Source organism: Rhizobium sp. BK418 (assembly GCF_004341105.1).
Lineage (GTDB): Bacteria > Pseudomonadota > Alphaproteobacteria > Rhizobiales > Rhizobiaceae > Rhizobium.
The window spans coordinates 122,560-137,997 of record NZ_SLZK01000009.1 but is presented as its reverse complement, the minus strand read 5'-3'; the positions used below and the strand labels follow the sequence as shown (position 1 = coordinate 137,997).

15 protein-coding genes are annotated in these 15,438 nt (G+C 59.0%); 12 read left to right on the top strand and 3 right to left on the bottom strand.

Features of this window, described 5'->3' with window-relative positions; genetic code table 11:
* Positions 1-96: 96 nt before the first annotated feature.
* The 5 genes from EV281_RS28015 to EV281_RS27995 all read left to right on the top strand — a co-directional run bounded on the left by EV281_RS28015 (position 97) and on the right by EV281_RS27995 (position 6,511).
* Positions 97-2,430 (top strand): alpha-L-rhamnosidase, encoded by a 2,334-nt coding sequence (locus EV281_RS28015; RefSeq protein ID WP_132657795.1) that lies wholly within the window; start codon positions 97-99, stop codon positions 2,428-2,430.
* A 74-nt stretch (positions 2,431-2,504) separates the two neighbouring features.
* On the top strand, positions 2,505-3,779 hold the full coding sequence (locus EV281_RS28010; protein ID WP_132657793.1) for an extracellular solute-binding protein: 1,275 nt from the start codon (positions 2,505-2,507) through the stop codon (positions 3,777-3,779).
* A gap of 63 nt (positions 3,780-3,842) precedes the next feature.
* Positions 3,843-4,706, top strand: a complete 864-nt coding sequence (locus EV281_RS28005) for a sugar ABC transporter permease (protein ID WP_132657792.1) — start codon at positions 3,843-3,845, stop codon at positions 4,704-4,706.
* The gene (locus tag EV281_RS28000) at positions 4,703-5,527 is read left to right on the top strand and encodes a carbohydrate ABC transporter permease (protein ID WP_132657790.1); all 825 of its coding nucleotides are present in this window, start codon (positions 4,703-4,705) and stop codon (positions 5,525-5,527) included. The genes EV281_RS28005 and EV281_RS28000 overlap by 4 nt, the downstream gene beginning before the upstream one ends.
* 3 nt (positions 5,528-5,530) lie before the next feature.
* Positions 5,531-6,511, top strand: a complete 981-nt coding sequence (locus EV281_RS27995; protein ID WP_132657789.1) for an ATP-binding cassette domain-containing protein — start codon at positions 5,531-5,533, stop codon at positions 6,509-6,511.
* Between the two features lie 3 nt (positions 6,512-6,514).
* Here the strand turns inward: EV281_RS27995 and EV281_RS27990 are convergent, their stop codons facing one another.
* Together EV281_RS27990 and EV281_RS27985 are read right to left on the bottom strand one after the other, a co-directional pair.
* Positions 6,515-6,799, bottom strand: a complete 285-nt coding sequence (locus EV281_RS27990; RefSeq protein WP_132657787.1) for an acylphosphatase — start codon at positions 6,797-6,799, stop codon at positions 6,515-6,517.
* A 194-nt stretch (positions 6,800-6,993) separates the two neighbouring features.
* Positions 6,994-7,902, bottom strand: a complete 909-nt coding sequence (locus tag EV281_RS27985; RefSeq protein WP_132657785.1) for a helix-turn-helix domain-containing protein — start codon at positions 7,900-7,902, stop codon at positions 6,994-6,996.
* An 85-nt stretch (positions 7,903-7,987) separates the two neighbouring features.
* On the opposite strand from EV281_RS27985, the gene EV281_RS27980 reads away from it, so the two are divergent.
* The 7 genes from EV281_RS27980 (at position 7,988) to EV281_RS27950 (ending at position 14,992) form a co-directional block, all read left to right on the top strand.
* Positions 7,988-9,262, top strand: coding sequence for an ABC transporter substrate-binding protein (locus EV281_RS27980; protein ID WP_132657783.1), 1,275 nt, complete (start codon positions 7,988-7,990; stop codon positions 9,260-9,262).
* Between the two features lie 79 nt (positions 9,263-9,341).
* A complete protein-coding gene (locus EV281_RS27975) occupies positions 9,342-10,202 on the top strand; it encodes a sugar ABC transporter permease (RefSeq protein WP_132657781.1) in 861 nt (286 codons plus the stop codon).
* On the top strand, positions 10,199-11,035 hold the full coding sequence (locus EV281_RS27970; RefSeq protein WP_132657779.1) for a carbohydrate ABC transporter permease: 837 nt from the start codon (positions 10,199-10,201) through the stop codon (positions 11,033-11,035). Before EV281_RS27975 ends, EV281_RS27970 begins: the two co-directional genes overlap by 4 nt.
* Before the next feature lie 11 nt (positions 11,036-11,046).
* On the top strand, positions 11,047-12,132 hold the full coding sequence (gene ugpC, locus EV281_RS27965; protein ID WP_132657778.1) for a sn-glycerol-3-phosphate ABC transporter ATP-binding protein UgpC: 1,086 nt from the start codon (positions 11,047-11,049) through the stop codon (positions 12,130-12,132).
* A 34-nt stretch (positions 12,133-12,166) separates the two neighbouring features.
* A complete protein-coding gene (locus EV281_RS27960; protein WP_132657776.1) occupies positions 12,167-14,170 on the top strand; it encodes an aldo/keto reductase in 2,004 nt (667 codons plus the stop codon).
* Positions 14,171-14,331: 161 nt separating this feature from the next.
* Positions 14,332-14,553, top strand: coding sequence for a hypothetical protein (locus EV281_RS27955; RefSeq protein ID WP_245508384.1), 222 nt, complete (start codon positions 14,332-14,334; stop codon positions 14,551-14,553).
* Between the two features lie 64 nt (positions 14,554-14,617).
* Positions 14,618-14,992, top strand: a complete 375-nt coding sequence (locus tag EV281_RS27950; protein WP_132657775.1) for a hypothetical protein — start codon at positions 14,618-14,620, stop codon at positions 14,990-14,992.
* 5 nt (positions 14,993-14,997) lie between these two features.
* Here EV281_RS27950 and EV281_RS27945 read toward each other — a convergent pair whose 3' ends face one another.
* Positions 14,998-15,267: a DUF2934 domain-containing protein gene (locus EV281_RS27945; protein ID WP_132657773.1), complete on the bottom strand. Its 270-nt coding sequence runs from the start codon at positions 15,265-15,267 to the stop codon at positions 14,998-15,000.
* Positions 15,268-15,438 lie beyond the last annotated feature (171 nt).

Here is a 15,438-nt window from a genome sequence, read left to right as displayed (position 1 = left end):
AGCTCTTGCGCGGCAATCGATAGTGTAGAATGATATACATAGAACGATACACACGGAGCAGCCACCGGAGGAATTGGTGGTGGAGGGAGGTTCCAGATGAAGACAGTTTCGGCCCACGGCATCGCCGGGGAAGACGGGTTTGCCGGTTCTGCTTTCCAATTTACTGCATCGATGATCGGCCCGTCCTGCGACGGCGGCCAGGCAACGGCCGGCACGTTTGTATCGCGCGAATTCGCGCTTGATGCCGTCCCCGCGGAGGCAACGCTGCGCATTTCGGCGCTCGGCCTCTATCGCGCCTTCATCAACGGAAATCGTGTGGGCGGAGACCTCCTGACACCAGGTTGGACCTGCTACGACGACCGGATTGCCTATCAAACCTATGAGGTTGCAAAGCTCCTGCAGCCCGGTGGCAATCGGATCGAGATCTGGCTGGGTGACGGCTGGTATCGCAGCCAGCTTATGTGGGCTTCCAATCCGATCATCAATTGCTGGGGCGACCGGGTAGCGGTAATTGCGGAATTGCAGGCCGGCGGCGAGCGTCTGCTGAAGACGGATGGCAGCTGGAAGAGTGGCTACACGCCAGTCACCCGCAATGGCATCTACTATGGCGAGGATTACGATGCTCGTATCCATCCGCAAGATAGCCACGGCGTCGACGTCATTGCCTTCGACAAGGCTTTGCTCATTCCGCACGAGACCGGTGCGGTCAAGGAAATGGATGGCCTCCCGCCCATCGATAGCTGGACGGAAGCCGATGGCCGGATTCTCTATGATTTCGGCCAGAACGCCGGCGCCTATATCCGCCTGCGCCTCAAGGGTGCAGCCGGTGCGCAGGTGCGCGTCGAGCATTCCGAAGTGCTCGGCGCAGATCGCTTCTTCGACAACCGCAATTACCGCAGCGCACGCGCCGAACTGGTCTACACGCTCTCCGGACACGGCGAGGAAGAATACGCGCCTCTCTTCACCTTCATGGGCTTCCGCTATGCGCGCGTCAGCGTAACCGGGCAGGCTGAACTGCTGGCCGTCACCATGGTGCCGGTGACTTCGGTGCCTGTCGCTGCCGGCGGCTTTACCTCAGGCGTTGCCGCTGTCAACAAGCTGGTCGACAACACCATCTGGTCGCAGCGTTCCAACTTCATCGAAGTGCCGACCGATTGCCCGCAGCGCGATGAGCGCCTCGGCTGGACCGGTGATGCCCAAGTCTTTGCCGGAACAGCCTGTTGGCTTGCAGACAGCCAGTCCTTCCTCAGAAAATATCTTCGCGATGTAATCCACGACCAGCGTGCCGATGGCGCAGTCTCGCATTTTTCCCCCGATCCGACGCGCTTGCACCCGATCAATGGTCGCGGCGACTGGGCGGGCTCGACCGGCTGGGGCGATGCGATCGTCATCATCCCCTGGCAGCTCTACCTGCACTATGGCGACACCGCCGTATTGGAGGAATGTTTCCCAGCCATGCTGCGCTGGCTCGATTATCTCTGGGGCATCTCGAATGGCCCGATCATCCGCCCACCTGCCGTCTGGGGCGCGCAGGGCTTCACTTTCGGCGACTGGCTTCAGCCGGTCGGCGACAACCGGAAGCCGCGTCCGACGGTGGCAGACGATTGCGCCGCGACCCTCTACCACTTCATCTCCGCGCAGCTGACGGCGAAGATCGCCCGTATTCTTGGCGAGACGGTCGAAGCGACACGGCTCGAAAGGCGCGCTGATGAGATCAAGTCGGCGTTCAAGCACGAGTTCTTTGCGCCCTCCGGCCGCATTGCCCACAACGACCAGACCTCCTGGTCTCTGGCGTTTCTCCACGGTCTCGTTCCGCCGGAATATGAGGCGGCCGCTCGCAGCTATTTCCGCAGGGTGGCAGAAGAAACCGACGGCGTCATCGGTACTGGCTTCATCGGCACCCCTGCCCTTTTGCCGGCGTTGACCCGGCTTGGCATGCTGGACCTTGCTGAAAAGATGTTCCTCAACCGCAAGGTTCCTGGTTGGCTCTATCAGGTCGAGCGCGGCGCGACATCGATCTGGGAGCGATGGGATGCACTTGCCGAAGACGGCACGATCTACGATCCGGACATGAACAGCTACAATCACTACGCCTATGGCGCCGTCTGCCAGTGGCTTTTCGAAGACGTGGCCGGGATCAAACCGCAGGAAGACAAGCCTGGCTTCGAGGAGATCGTCTTCGATCCTGCAATCCTGCCCGCTCTCTCGCCGGTTTCCGCCTGGCATGACACGCGCTTTGGCCGCATCGAGGCCGGATGGACCCTGGAGGAGGGTTCCGTCACGTGCCGTCTGGTGCTGCCGCAGGGCGTTACTGCACGCCTGCAGGGCAGAGGCATCCGTAAGGCACTGAAAGCGAATGGGGAAACGGTCGAGCAAGGTCAGGAGATCAATCTCGGCGCGGGGGAGCATAAAGTTACATTTTCCATCTGATGCGGTTTCCCGCGGATCACTGATCTGCGGCAGGCCAGCCAGCGCATTCCGGTCTTCAAGAGGAGGAAATGACTATGCGAATGACGAAGTGCAGCATCCTTGCAGCCAGCATCATGGCTCTTGCCGCTGGAGTGGCACATGCGGATGTGACCCTCAGCGTGCTGATTGACACCAATCCGGAATCCATTGCCTCGTTCGATGCCGTTTCCAAGGCCTATATGGAAAAGCATCCTGATGTCACCTTTGACGTCGAGCAGCGCGCCGGCGGCTCGGAGGGCGACAACATCATCAAGACCCGGCTCGCAACCGGCGAGATGGCCGATGTCTTTCAATACAATAGCGGCTCGCTCTTCCAGGCGTTGAAGCCGCAGGAAACGATAGCAGACCTTACCGACCTTCCCTCGGAGGCGGGTATTCTCGACACGTTCAAGAAGGTCGTCACCAGCCCCGATGGCCATGTCCGCGGCATTCCCTTCGGTCCGGCCATGGGCGGCGGCATCTTCTATAACAGAAAGATCTACGCTGATCTCGGCCTCACGCCCCCAAAGACCTGGGCGGAGTTCATGAGCAACAACGAGAAAATCAAGGCCGCCGGCAAGGTCGCTGTGGCACAGACCTATGGGACGACCTGGACCTCGCAGCTCTTCGTCCTGGCCGATTTCTACAACGTGCAGTCGGAGGTTCCGACGTTCGCGGACGACTACACGGCCAACAAGGTCAAATATGCCAATACGCCGGCCGCACTGCGGGGCTTCGAACATCTGGAGGAGGTGGCGAAGGGCGGTTACCTCAATGCAGACTTTGGCGCCGCGACCTTTGACGACGGCATGCGCATGGTCGCCACCGGCGAAGCAGCGCACTATCCGAACCTCACCTTCGGCATCGGCAACGTCCAACAGAATTTCCCTGACAATCTCAAGGATCTCGGCTTCTTCGCCCAGCCAGGAACCGACGCCGGCAAGAACGGCCTGACGGTCTGGATGCCCTCGGCACTCTACGTTTCCGCAAAGTCCGCAAATGTCGAGGAAGCCAAAAAATTTCTCGATTTCGTCGGCTCCAAGGAAGCCTGCGACCTAATGGCGAAGGCCGTGCCCTCCGGTCCCTATCTCGTCAAGGGCTGCGAACTGCCGAAGGATATTCCACCGGCCGTTTCCGATATGTTTCCCTATTTCGAGACGGCGGGACGCAATGGTCCGGCGCTCGAATTCCTCTCGCCCGTCAAGGGACCGGCGCTCGAGCAGATTACAGTCGAGGTCGGGACTGGCATCCGCTCTGCCAAGGACGCCGCTGCCCTCTACGACCAGGATGTCGAGAAGCAAGCCAAGCAGCTTGGCCTGCCGAACTGGTAACCTCCCAGCCGATCCCCCATCCAGGCTCATCGGCCTGGATGGGGGACGCCTCAAGGTGTCCGTATGACAAGACGCAAGTCCCCCTATCCCTACTGGTTCGTGCTGCCGGCGGCGGTGGTGTTCACCGTCCTCTTTCTGGCCCCGACGATCGCATCCTTCTGGTTCAGCCTAACGCGCTGGGATTTGTTCAGCACGCAGTTCATCGGCCTGGAAAACTATCGACAGTTCTTCCGTGAGCCCTTTCTGATCCAGGGCCTGATCAATACGATCATTTATGCCGTCCTGACCTCGGGCACCAAAACCGTGCTCGGTCTGCTGCTCGCCGTATTGCTGACCTCCGGCCTCTGGGGGCAAGGCCTGCTTCGAACCGTGATCTTCTTTCCCGTGCTCGTCTCGACGATTGGCGTCGGTATCACCTTCTCGGTGCTCATGCATCCGACCCGCGGGCTGATCAACGTCGTGCTCGCCGCCATTGGTATCCACGGCCCCGGCTGGCTGACCGACCCGGCTCTTGCACTCTATTCCATTGTCTTCGTCGACCTCTGGAAGGGCATCGGACTTGCAACCGTGATCTATATTGCCGGTCTCGCCTCGATCAGCCCGGACTATTATGAGGCCGCCCGCATCGATGGCGCGACCCGCCGCCAGATGTTCTTTCGCGTCACGGTTCCGCTGGTCAGACCCGCGACCGTTACCGTCGTGACGCTCTCGCTGATCGGCGGGCTCAGAAGTTTCGACCTCGTCTGGGCAATGACTCGCGGCGGTCCCGGCTTTTCGTCGGATGTGCTCGCGAGCGTCATCTACAAGCAATACCAGGCAGGCTTTTACGGCCTGTCGACCGCCGGCAATGTGATCCTCTTCCTGCTCATCGGCCTCATCATCCTGCCGCTGACGGCCTGGTTCAACCGCAAGGAGGTGGACCTATGAGCCGCCGCCAGCTCTATACCGGGATTGCGGCTTTAGCCGCCTGCGGCGTGATCTTCGTCATGCCCTTCCTGTTCATCTTCATCACCGCCGCCAAGACGAAACAGGACGCTGCAACACTGAAGTTCAGCTGGCCGGTCGAGTGGCAGCTCTGGCAGAATTTCATGGAGGTCGTGCAGACCCGCAACTATATGCTGCTGCTCGCCTATTTCAATTCGACCGTCATCACAGTCGCTGCCGTTACGCTGCTGGTGCTGTTCGGCGCCATGGTGGGCTATGTGCTGCAGCGCCGCCCGTCACGTTGGAATACGGTCATCTATGGCTGCGTGCTTGCCGGCCTGATGATCCCGCCGGCCGTGGTGCCGACCATCTGGGTGCTGCAAATGCTCGCCCTCTTCAAGACGTTGTCGGGCATGGTGCTGATCCAGGTCGCTTATGGCCTCGGCTTCACCGTTCTGTTGTTTCGCAGTTTCATTGCGACCATCCCGCGGGATCTCGACGAGGCTGCTATCATCGATGGAGCAAAGCCATTCCAGATCTTCTTTCGGGTCATCCTGCCGCTTCTGAAGCCGGTCACCGTGACGGTCATCGTCGTCCAGTCGATCGCCATCTTCAACGATTTCACCAACCCGCTCTACTATCTGCCGGGCCGGGAAAACGTCACCGTGCAGCTAACGCTCTATAATTTTCAGGGACAATTCCAGACCCAGTTCAATCTGCTCTTCATGAACATACTTCTGGTGACCATTCCGCCCCTGATCGTCTTCATCTTCTTCAACCGGCAGATCGTTGCAGGCATGACCGCCGGTGCAGTCAAGGGATAAGCCATGACATCAGTTGTTCTCGAAAGTGTCCGCAAGAGCTTCGGCAGCCTGGAGGTGATGAAGGGTGTCGATCTTACCGTCGATGCCGGTGAATTCTGTGTCTTCGTCGGTCCGTCCGGTTGCGGAAAATCGACCCTTCTGCGCATCATCTCCGGACTGGAGACGACGACGTCAGGGCAGGTCTTCATCGACGGCAAGGATGTCACCGATGCTGAACCATCCGAGCGCGGTATCGCCATGGTCTTCCAGTCCTACGCGCTTTATCCGCATTTGACCGTCGCAGAAAACATCGGCTTCGGCCTGTCGCTTGCCCGACGACCCAAGGCAGAAATCACCGAAAGGGTGAAGCAGACCGCCGAGATCTTACAGCTCTCTCATCTGCTCGATCGCAAGCCGAAGGCACTCTCGGGTGGCCAGCGCCAGCGCGTCGCGATCGGCCGCGCGATCATCCGCAATCCCAAGGTGTTCCTTTTCGACGAACCGCTGTCGAACCTTGATGCATCGCTGCGCTCGCAAATGCGGATCGAGCTGACGGAGCTTCATGCCAAGCTTGGTGCCACCATGATCTACGTCACCCACGATCAGGTCGAAGCTATGACGATGGCGGACAGGATCGTCGTTCTGAACGGCGGTCAGATCGAGCAGATCGGAACGCCGATGGCGCTCTATAACAATCCCGCAAGCCCCTTCGTTGCAGGCTTTATCGGCTCGCCGAAGATGAATCTGTTTGAGGGTGAGATTGCTGCGAAGGAAGGCTGCAAGACCTATGGCATCCGACCCGAGCACATCGTCCTTTCATCCACCGAAGGAAAATGGCAGGGCAAAGTCCGCCACATTGAGCGGCTTGGCGCCGATACGGTGGTTTATCTCGATGTGCCAGACCTGCAGACGCTTGTCGTGCGTACGGACGGCGACCGGTCGGTGACAGTTGGAGAAATACAATTCGCCTCGCCGCTTGCAGGTAAAGAACACAGGTTCTCCTGATCTCTATCGGACGATGCGGAAGTCGTTCGGAACCTCGTCGAGATTTGCCTCCTCCGCTTTCACGTCCGACACGGAAGAGCCGGCAGGGCCGCTCCAGAAACGCTCCAGCATTGAGCCGGTGGCGCCTTGGGATCCGATGATCAAAGCGCTGACCGAACCGTCGGCTTCATTCCTTACCCAACCCGCCAAGCCGAGCTGGAGCGCCTGTCCGCGGGTCCAGGCGCGATAGCCAACGCCTTGCACTCCGCCGGTGATGCGCACACGAAAGGCATCCTGGGTAGCAGTCATTTGAAGTCCCTTCCGACAACCGATGACATTGCTAGAGCTCAAGCAAGGGTCTTGTTCCGCCGCAGAAAGACCTCATCTTCAATACGCTCTTTATAAGGCATCTCTTTTCCATTGGACAGCCTTGCCAGATTTCGCGTCGCGCACGAGTGTAAGGGGGTTGCTCCATCCTTGCTTGCGACTGCAAATTACACGCCTCAACCGAGAGCGGTGATACTGCCGATCACAGAGCGCATATCCCGTCGGAAATCGGATGGCGACATACCGGCAATGCTGCGGAAGGATTTGTTGAAGGCGCTGATCGAGCCGAAGCCGCTGTCCATCGCGATCTGCAGCACGTTCGAGCCCTCGCCCATCAGTTGCGCCTGGGCGTGTGAAAGCCGCAGCAGATTGATGTATTTGCTGATCGTCATGCCCGTCGTCTTCTTGAAAAGGTTCATGGCGTACTTGGGATGAAGATCGACGGCGCGGGCGATTTCGACCGTATCGATGTCCTGCAGGAAATTGCTGGCAATGAAATCGCACATGCGCGCGACGCTGCGGGAAAGCTGCGAATTGGACTGCTCAAGCTCTTCGGCGCGGGTACCGGGAACCAGGAGATATGATTCCAAAGCAATCCGCTCGATGCGCAGAAGCAATTCATCAACGGCATGCTGCGTCTTCCTCGGATCGTTGGATTTCGCATAGTCATACCAGCGAGGGAAATTCGCCTCGTCCGCCGCATCGGTTGCCGATGTCAGCAGTATCTCTCCCTTCATCAGACGCGTGCCTATCGTCGGGGGCAGGCGCATCCTAAAAAAATAGACGAGCGGCAGATGCGCACCGGCATAGAGGGAATCATCCGAGGACTCATCCATCTGATGCGGCTGCCCGCCCCAGAAGAGGCACATCTGACCGGCTCTAAGCGCAATATCATGGCCGTTCATCCGGTAATGGACGCTGCCGCGCATGATATAATTGACCTCGACCTGGGCGTGCCAGTGCGGCATCGCCATGACAGGCGGATGGGCATAAAACATCTGAAGCGCCATCGGCATGCCCTCAATGGTGCTCGCACCAGGCTGGTAAACAGGTTTGCCGACGACCTTACTTTCCGCCAATTCCATATTCCCTTTTTATGAGACAGCCATTCCCGCCGCGCTAGATTAGTCACGTTCGCTCAGCGACGGCAATTGAAAAGGGAGGATTTTCATGCGCTCTAAACTCATCATGGCAACAACAGCGCTCGTGCTGCTTGCATCCGGGTCTGCTTATGCGCAGTCCGCTACGCTTACCATCTGGAGCTGGAACGTCGCCGCTTCGGCTCTTAAATCGACGATCGAACGCTTCAACAAGCAGTTTCCCGACATCAAGGTCGATGTCCAGGATCTCGGCAATCAACAGGTCTTCGACAAGACGCTTGCCGCCTGCGCCGCTGGTGGCGACGGCCTTCCCGATATCGTCACCATCGAGAACTTCGAAGCGGAAATTTTCTGGAGTCGCTTCCCGGATTGCTTCGCCAATCTGAAGGAACTCGGCTACAACAGCGACATGCAGGCGAAGTTCCCCGAGTTCAAGCGCACTGAGCTTGAGGTCGGCGATGTCGCTTACGCCATGCCTTGGGACTCCGGTCCTGTCGCCGTCTTCTATCGCCGTGACTATTATGAAAAGGCAGGTGTCGATCCGAAGTCGATCGTGACCTGGGATGATTTCATTGCCGCCGGCAAGAAGGTTTCGGCCGCCAATCCGGGCGTCGTGATGGGGCAGGCCGATTTCAACGGCGATAGCGAATGGTTCCGCATGCTCGCCAACGAACAGGGCTGCGGCTATTTCTCGACCGATGGCCAGTCGATCACCATTAACCAGCCAGCTTGCGTCCAGACACTGGAAAAAGTGAAGGCGATGAAGGATGCCGGCACGCTGACAGCGGCAAACTGGGATGAGAAGATCTCCTCCAATACTGCCGGCAAGGTGGCAAGCCAGGTCTACGGCGGCTGGTACGAGGGCACGATCCGGTCCGGCTCGCCCGATCTCTCCGGCAAGTGGGGTGTCTACGCCATGCCCGGTATGAGCGCAGACAGCCCGCATGCGGCCAATCTCGGCGGTTCTTCGCTCGCCATCAATGCCAACTCGCAGAACAAGGAAGCAGCCTTCAAATATCTGACCTATGCGCTTACTACCAATGAGGGCCAGGTCACCATGCTGAAGTCGTTCGGCCTCGTGCCGTCACTGCTTTCTGCCGTTCAGGATCCCTTCGTCAATGAGCCGCAGCCCTATTGGGCCAACCAGAAGATCTGGGCCGACATCCTCGCCACTCTGCCGAAGATCGTGCCAAGCCGCGGCACGGCCTTCCAGACTGATGCTGATGCCATCTTCAAGACGACGCAGACGAAATTCCTCGCCGGTGGTTATCCCGATGCGAAAACGGCTCTGGACGATGCCGCCAAACAGATTGCCTCGGCAACCGGTCTTCCGATCGCACAATGAATGGCAAGCCGGGCGCCAAGCGCCCGGCCTCGCCTGCCGAGGGAGGCGGTTGGCACGTTCGTTTGAGTAAGGAGGATACATGCCGATCAGGAACCGGAGCGCCTATGCGTTCCTTGCGCCCTATCTTCTGGTCTTTGCCGCCTTCTGGGTCTGGCCGATCATCAATTCATTTCTGATCTCGTTCCAGAACACGCGCATCAATCCGTGGAAATTCAGCCTTCAGGCCAATTGGGGGCGCCTGTTTGCCGATCCGGCTTTTTACAACGCGCTCTATAACACGCTCCTCATCCTGGTCATCCAGGTACCGGTCATGATCGCGCTTGCGACCGTCATGGCGGTTCTCTTGAATTCACCGCTTCTCAAAGCGCGTGCCCTGTTCCGCTTCGCTTTCTTCGCGCCTGTCGTCGTTGGTGAAGTCGCTTATGCGGCCGTCTTCCGGCTGATGTTCAATCTCGATTTCGGCATCATCAACAAGCTGATCGGCGCGGTCGGTCTTGCACCCGTCTCCTGGTTCGACAATGCCAACGCGGCCATGGTCGTCATTATCATCGCGGTCACCTGGCGATGGGCGGGTTACAACGCGATCATCATCCTGGCCGGCCTACAATCGATCCCTGAGGACGTCTATGAGGCGGCAACGCTCGACCGCGTCAGCAAGCTGCAGCAGTTCTTCCACATCACCCTGCCGCTCCTGAAGCCTATCATCCTCTTTTGCGTGGTTCTCTCCGTCATCGGCACGATGCAGCTCTTTGCCGAGCCCTTCCTGATTACCAACCGCGGTGGACCGGGTGGCGGCACGGAGACACTTGGTCTTCTGCTCTATCGTCAGGGCTTTACGTCGCTGAACTTCGGTTATGCCTCGGCGATCGCCTACACGATGGCGGCGCTCGCAGTCGCGATCTCGCTGCTCAACCTTTGGGTCGGGAGGGAACCGAAATGAGATCCAAGTCGCAATCCCTTCTCATCCGTCAGATCGCCCTGCATGCCTTCCTGCTGCCGCTCGCGATCATCTGGCTCTTTCCGCTCTGGATGATGTTCGTCTTCTCGACTATGCCCGATTACGGCATTTTCAGCCCGCAGATCGTGCTCTGGCCCTCGACCAACTTCGTCGCGAACTTCCAGAACCTCCAGGCGGACACGAACTTCATCGGCGCGATGGTGATCTCGATCGTCGTCGCCACGATCTATACCATCCTGTCTGTGTTCCTGACGTCTATGGCCGGCTGGGCACTCGCTCGCTACCGTTTCGTCGGTCGGTCGCTTGTCATCGCCATCATCCTCGGCACCATCACCTTGCCCTATTTCGTCGTCGTCATTCCGCAATTCATCATGGTGGCACGCGAATTCAAGCTCGCCAACACCTGGGTTGCGCTCATTGTGCCGCCGCTCTTCAATTCGCTCGGGGTGCTGTTCATGCGGCAGTCTTTCTCGATGATGCCGAACGATCTTTTCGATGCGGCCCGCGTCGAGGGCGTCAAGGAACGGCAGATCTTTTTACGCATAGCGTTGCCGCTCGCCCGACCGACCATGGCGGCTCTGGCGATCATCCTCTTCCTCGCCTCCTGGAACAATTACCTCTGGCCGCTGCTCATCAATTCGAAGCCAGGCATGATGACGGCTCCGGTGGCGCTCGGCGTCCTGATCGGCCTCACCAAGGTTTCCTGGGGCGGCATCATGGCCGGTGCCGTGCTTTTGACGGCACCGATCCTCGTGGTCTTCGTGCTTCTGCAACGTCACTTCATCGCCGGCATTGCGGCCGGCGCAATCAAATAATCGGGGAGCCCATGGCAGAGCTTTCACTCAACAATATCGTCAAACGCTATGGCGCGTTCGAAATCATCCACGGTGCCAACCTGGAAGTGAAAGATGGCGAGTTCGTCGTCTTCGTCGGCCCCTCCGGCTGCGGCAAGTCTACCCTCCTGCGCATGATTGCGGGGCTTGAAGATATCACCGGCGGCGAGTTGAAGATTGCCGGGCGCGTCGTCAACGATGTCGAGCCGGCTGATCGCGGCATCGCCATGGTCTTTCAGTCCTACGCACTCTATCCGCATCTGACTGTCGAGGAGAACTTGAGCTTCGGCCTGCGGATGAACGGCAATCCAAGGGCCGATACCGAGCGGCGCGTGCGCCATGTCGCCGAGATCCTGCAGATCACCGAACTGATGAAACGGCGGCCGAAACAGCTGTCCGGCGGCCAGCGCCAGCGCGTCGCAATTGGTCGCGCGATCGTACGCGAACCGCAGGTTTTCCTGTTCGACGAGCCGCTCTCGAACCTCGACGCCGAATTGCGCGTGCAGATGCGCGTCGAGATCTCCCGACTGCACAAGCAGCTCGGCACGACAATGATCTATGTCACCCACGACCAGACGGAGGCGATGACTCTCGCCGACAAGATCGTTGTTCTGCGGGCCGGCAATATCGAGCAGATCGGCGCGCCGCTCGACCTTTACGACGATCCGGCCAACCAGTTCGTCGCCGGCTTCGTCGGTTCGCCGAAAATGAATTTCCTCAAGGCCGAGGTGGCCGGTGTGCAGGCAGGCAAGGCATCAATCATACTTGCCGGCGACAAGACAGTTCGGCTGGAGGTTCCGCTCGCCGACCGGTCCATAAGGCCAGGCACGGAGATTACGCTGGGAATCCGGCCCGAGCATTTCGACGAGGCGGGTCAAGGCGCGGCGGATATGACGGTTGCCGTCGATGTTGCCGAGCATCTTGGCAATACCAGTTACATCTACGCCAATTTCGGCGGTGAGCAGCTCATCATCGAGCGTCCAGAATCCCGCAGCCTCGGCAAGACCGAGACACTGGCAGTCTCTCTGCCCGCCGCCCGCCTCTTCCTGTTCGATGCCGCAGGCAAGCGGCTCCGCTAACCATCCCAAGACCGAAAGACGAAAGAGGACAGTCATGACTTCAGATAATCCAATCCGCTGGGGCATCATCGGCCCCGGCACCATCGCCCGCACCTTTGCAGATGGCGTCGCGCATTCACGCACCGGCAAGCTCGTCGCAATTGCCACGCGCAACCCCGACAGGCCGGGACTCGCAGACGGTTTTCCGGGCGCGCGTATTGTCAACGGCTATGAAGCGCTTCTGACCGACACGGATGTCGATGCGATCTATATCGCCACGCCCCACACCGGTCACGCCGAATGGGCCATCAAGGCGATCCGCGCCGGCAAGCATGTGCTGGTCGAAAAGCCGATTGCGCTTTCCGCCTATGACGCGGAGGCAATCTACTACGAGGCCAAAAAGGCTGGTGTCTTTGCCGGCGAAGCCTTCATGTATCGCGTGCATCCGCAGACCGAAAAGCTGATCGAGCTTATCAAGAGCGGCACGATCGATGAAATCCGCATCATCCGCTCCTCGTTCGGCTTCAGCATGGGCACATACAAACCGGAACACCGCCTGTTCGCCAATGACACCGCCGGCGGCGGTATTCTGGATGTCGGCGGTTATCCGGTCTCCATGGCCCGCCTGCTTGCCGGCGCGGCCGCCGGAAAGCCTTTCCTGGAGCCGGAAAATGTCGCTGGCGTCGCGCATCTCGGCCAGTCCGGTGTCGATGAATGGGCGTCAGCCGTACTGAAATTCCCGAACGAGATCATCGCCGAAGTCTCGTGCTCGATCATGGCGCAGCAGGACAATGTCTTGCGCATCATCGGTTCGCAGGGCCGTATCGAAGTCAAGGATTTCTGGTTCGCGTCCGGCCATAAGGGCGGCGTTGGCAAGATCGAGATCTTCAAGAATAACGAGCAGCAGACCGTCGAGGTCAAGGAGGATCGCTGGCTCTACTCCTTCGAGGCGGATGCGGCGGGTGACGCGATCCGCGCCGGCGAGAAGGAGTTCCGCGCGCCCGGGATGAGCTGGGCGGATTCGATCAACAACCTTAAAGTGCTCGACCAGTGGCGCGCTTCGGTTGGCCTCGAATATGGTGTCGAGAAAGCCGCCAAACGCACGCTGAACATCGCAGGCGGGACTGTCCGGCGCGGCAATTCCATTCCGCAGCGCCAGATCCCCGGGATTTCCAAGCCAGCTTCGGTCGTCACCCTCGGCTTCGAATTCTTCCCGAATTTCGCGTCCGCCTCCCTGACCCTCGATACCTTCTACGAAGCGGGCGGCAATGTCTTCGACACCGCCTTCGTCTATGGCGGCGGCAAGACGGAGAGCATATTCGGCGACTGGCACACGAGCCGCAAAGTGCCGCGCGAAGAGATCGTTCTGATCGGCAAGGGCGCCCATTCGCCGCTCTGCTATCCCGATGTTATCGGCAAGCAGCTCGATCAGTCGCTCAACCGCCTGAAGACCGACTATGTCGATATCTACTTCATGCATCGCGACAATACCGATGTGCCGGTCGGCGAATTCGTCGATGCCATGGATGCGGAGGTCAAACGCGGCCGCATCCGCGGCATCTTCGGTGGCTCGAATTGGACGCGCGAGCGTTTCGACGAGGCGATTGCCTATGCGAAGAAGAATGGCAAGTCAGCGCCCGGCGCGCTTTCCAACAACTTCTCACTCGCCGAGATGCTGGATCCCATCTGGGCCGGCTGCGTTGCCGCCTCTGATGATGACTGGAAGAAATGGCTGAACGAGAAGCAAATCCCGAACTTCGCCTGGTCGAGCCAGGGCCGCGGTTTCTTCACAGACCGGGCCGGCCGCGACAAGCGTGACGACGAGGAGATCGTACGCTGCTGGTATTCCGATCGCAACTTCGAGCGGCGTGACCGAGCGATCGAGCTTGCAAAGCAGCTCGGTCGGCATCCGATCCACATCGCGCTTGCCTATGTCATCGCCCAGCCCTTCCCTGTCATCCCGCTGATCGGGCCGCGTACGATCGCCGAACTGGAAGACAGCCTTTCGGCGCTGGATATCCAGCTGACGCCCGAACAGGTGAAGTGGTTGGAAGGCTGATTGCCTTGCACCACCAACGACAATACTGGCGGCAGGTAGACATCTGCCGCCTTTTTGCCGCGTAACGACGTATCGACCGACGACAACTAATCCCTCGGTGTTGCATTCTCGCCATTGCACTCAACCATAGGTCATTTAATGTGGGGCCGCACAGGGAGCGCATGATGACGCGAACGGTTTGGCCAAAGGAAGCTCTGACGTCGGAAGCGATGAACTTTCTCGATGGCATCCACCGGGAATGGTGCCTAGCCGCGCACTGTCGCCGTGACAGTGACCTCGGAATGACAAAGGCAAAAGCGCTCGTCGATTGGTTCGAATTCGGCGTGCGGGATCGCAACGAATTGCTGAGCCTATTGTCGGAAGATTTTTCCGGAGCTGCCTGAGGCCCTATTTGCTTTTGCCGGATCGGCTCTACCTCATTCTGAACGGCATCAGGAGGCAACGCTCTTGCGTAAATATTTAGTATTATTCGGCATTATCTGGTTTCCAGCTGCAGCTTTCGCACAGTCGCCGAATCTCGAAGCGACATGTCAATCAGTCGCCAAAGGCTTCTTCATGAGCGATCAGCTTGCAATCGGCACCGTGCAGTCCTTTCCGGAGCTCAAGCCCCCGGGCGTTCGGATGACCTATTCGACACGAGCCGGGACTGCGCCTGGCGATATGACGGACACTTTCGAATGCGAATTCGACAAGGTCGACAAACCACATCACCTCACCCGCTTCTGCGTGTCGAACACCTGTTATTCGCCAAATGAAGATGATGGTGACCGAAAGCGTCGTTTCGAGGAAGCTCGTATTCTGCTTGAACGGTCAGAGAAGTAATCTACTTATGCGCGACTCGATATGTGCGGGGTTGCTCCGGAAACCCTCCGGCGGCGCGTATGAATATCGCCGCTTTCGCCGGCGCCTTGCAGAAGAGCGGCATCATCGCGATCATCTTCGTCGATCAGCTCCTGCATCGTCTCATGCTCATCGTCCTCGCTGAGTTCGTCGGACGCCTGCAGCCAGTGTCTGAGTGCGGCCCCTTCCGGGCGTCCCTCCTGCTCCCAGATTTCATAGGCGCGTTGACGAATTGCTTCTTCTCTGTCTCTGGCCATCGCATCCTCCCATCGCAGTGTCGCTGGTGCGCGCTCTGGCGTTGGTGCCGCTGGCACCCGTGACACATCTCCTTTTCGGAGAAACACTGGGATTTGAGGGAGGTTCCACGACGTGGCTCGGAACAGATGAAATGGCGAGCAGCCCATGTGGATAAGCATTGTTAGATCGCT

Excerpts from the sequence above, each read along its gene's own strand:
- EV281_RS28015 (WP_132657795.1), top strand. The coding sequence starts at position 97 with ATGAAGACAGTTTCGGCCCACGGCATCGCCGGGGAAGACGGGTTTGCC.
- EV281_RS27980 (WP_132657783.1), top strand. The coding sequence starts at position 7,988 with ATGCGCTCTAAACTCATCATGGCAACAACAGCGCTCGTGCTGCTTGCA.
- EV281_RS27960 (WP_132657776.1), top strand. The coding sequence starts at position 12,167 with ATGACTTCAGATAATCCAATCCGCTGGGGCATCATCGGCCCCGGCACC.
- EV281_RS27990 (WP_132657787.1), bottom strand. The coding sequence starts at position 6,799 with ATGACTGCTACCCAGGATGCCTTTCGTGTGCGCATCACCGGCGGAGTG.
- EV281_RS27945 (WP_132657773.1), bottom strand. The coding sequence starts at position 15,267 with ATGGCCAGAGACAGAGAAGAAGCAATTCGTCAACGCGCCTATGAAATC.
- EV281_RS28005 (WP_132657792.1), top strand. The coding sequence starts at position 3,843 with ATGACAAGACGCAAGTCCCCCTATCCCTACTGGTTCGTGCTGCCGGCG.
- ugpC (WP_132657778.1), top strand. The coding sequence starts at position 11,047 with ATGGCAGAGCTTTCACTCAACAATATCGTCAAACGCTATGGCGCGTTC.
- EV281_RS27995 (WP_132657789.1), top strand. The coding sequence starts at position 5,531 with ATGACATCAGTTGTTCTCGAAAGTGTCCGCAAGAGCTTCGGCAGCCTG.
- EV281_RS27970 (WP_132657779.1), top strand. The coding sequence starts at position 10,199 with ATGAGATCCAAGTCGCAATCCCTTCTCATCCGTCAGATCGCCCTGCAT.
- EV281_RS27975 (WP_132657781.1), top strand. The coding sequence starts at position 9,342 with ATGCCGATCAGGAACCGGAGCGCCTATGCGTTCCTTGCGCCCTATCTT.
- EV281_RS28010 (WP_132657793.1), top strand. The coding sequence starts at position 2,505 with ATGCGAATGACGAAGTGCAGCATCCTTGCAGCCAGCATCATGGCTCTT.
- EV281_RS28000 (WP_132657790.1), top strand. The coding sequence starts at position 4,703 with ATGAGCCGCCGCCAGCTCTATACCGGGATTGCGGCTTTAGCCGCCTGC.
- EV281_RS27985 (WP_132657785.1), bottom strand. The coding sequence starts at position 7,902 with ATGGAATTGGCGGAAAGTAAGGTCGTCGGCAAACCTGTTTACCAGCCT.
- EV281_RS27955 (WP_245508384.1), top strand. The coding sequence starts at position 14,332 with ATGATGACGCGAACGGTTTGGCCAAAGGAAGCTCTGACGTCGGAAGCG.